Source organism: Alteromonas sp. Cnat3-28 (assembly GCF_022348265.1).
Lineage (GTDB): Bacteria > Pseudomonadota > Gammaproteobacteria > Enterobacterales > Alteromonadaceae > Alteromonas > Alteromonas macleodii.
The window spans coordinates 1-1,701 of sequence record NZ_JAKREY010000047.1 but is presented as its reverse complement, the minus strand read 5'-3'; the positions used below and the strand labels follow the sequence as shown (position 1 = coordinate 1,701).

Genomic DNA, 1,701 nt, shown 5'->3' with positions numbered 1-1,701 from the left:
ACTAACCCCATCAATTAACCTTCCGGCACCGGGCAGGTGTCACACCCTATACGTCCTCTTACGAGTTTGCAGAGTGCTGTGTTTTTAATAAACAGTCCCAGCCACCTGGTCACTGCGGCCTCCATTTGCTTACCACGCGAAGTGTTCACAAACAGAGGCGTACCTTCTCCCGAAGTTACGGTACAATTTTGCCGAGTTCCTTCACCCGAGTTCTCTCAAGCGCCTTAGTATTCTCTACCTGACCACCTGTGTCGGTTTGGGGTACGGTTCATATAATCATAAGTTTAGAAGCTTTTCCTGGAAGCAGGGCATCAACAACTTCACTCCCTTGGGAGCTCGTCTCGTGTCTCGGCCTTGAAAACCCGGATTTACCTAAGTCTTCAGCCTACTCACTTTCACTTGGACAACCAACGCCAAGCTTGCCTAGCCTTCTCCGTCCCTCCATCACTGATTATATAAGTACGGGAATATTAACCCGTTTCCCATCGACTACGCATTTCTGCCTCGCCTTAGGGGCCGACTTACCCTGCCCTGATTAGCATGGGACAGGAAACCTTGGTCTTCCGGCGTGGGAGTTTTTCACTCCCATTATCGTTACTCATGTCAGCATTCGCACTTGTGATATGTCCAGCAAGCTTTACAACTCACCTTCATCCACTTACACAACGCTCCCCTACCCAGCAAGTAAACTTGCTGCCGCAGCTTCGGTATATTGCTTAGCCCCGTTACATCTTCCGCGCAGGCCGACTCGACTAGTGAGCTATTACGCTTTCTTTAAAGGGTGGCTGCTTCTAAGCCAACCTCCTAGCTGTCTATGCCTTCCCACATCGTTTCCCACTTAGCAATATTTTGGGACCTTAGCTGGCGGTCTGGGTTGTTTCCCTCTCCACGACGGACGTTAGCACCCGCCGTGTGTCTCCCGGATAGTTCTCATTGGTATTCGGAGTTTGCAAAGGGTTGGTAAGTCGGGATGACCCCCTAGCCTTAACAGTGCTCTACCCCCAATGGAATTCGTCCGAGGCTCTACCTAAATAGATTTCGGGGAGAACCAGCTATCTCCCGGTTTGATTGGCCTTTCACCCCCAGCCACAAGTCATCCCCTAACTTTTCAACGTTAGTGGGTTCGGTCCTCCAGTTGATGTTACTCAACCTTCAACCTGCTCATGGCTAGATCACCGGGTTTCGGGTCTATACCTAGCAACTAAACGCGCAGTTAACACTCGCTTTCGCTACGGCTCCGTTATTCACTTAACCTTGCTACTAAATATAAGTCGCTGACCCATTATACAAAAGGTACGCAGTCACCCCGAAGGGCTCCCACTGCTTGTACGTATACGGTTTCAGGTTCTATTTCACTCCCCTCACAGGGGTTCTTTTCGCCTTTCCCTCACGGTACTGGTTCACTATCGGTCAGTTAGGAGTATTTAGCCTTGGAGGATGGTCCCCCCATATTCAGTCAAGATAACACGTGTCCCGACCTACTCGATTTCACTGTAAAGAATCCGTCGTGTACAGGGCTATCACCTTGTATCGCTCCTCTTCCCAAAGGATTCCACTAAATTCTAAACAGCTTAAGGGCTGCTCCCCGTTCGCTCGCCGCTACTAGGGGAATCTCGGTTGATTTCTTTTCCTAAGGGTACTTAGATGTTTCAGTTCCCCTCGTTTGCCTCGTTAACCTATGTATTCAGTTAACGATACCTA

At 49.7% G+C, this 1,701-nt stretch carries 1 rRNA gene; it reads right to left on the bottom strand.

From position 1 onward, the window contains the following. A 23S ribosomal RNA gene (locus MHM87_RS19740) occupies window positions 1–1,701 on the bottom strand; the annotation flags it as partial.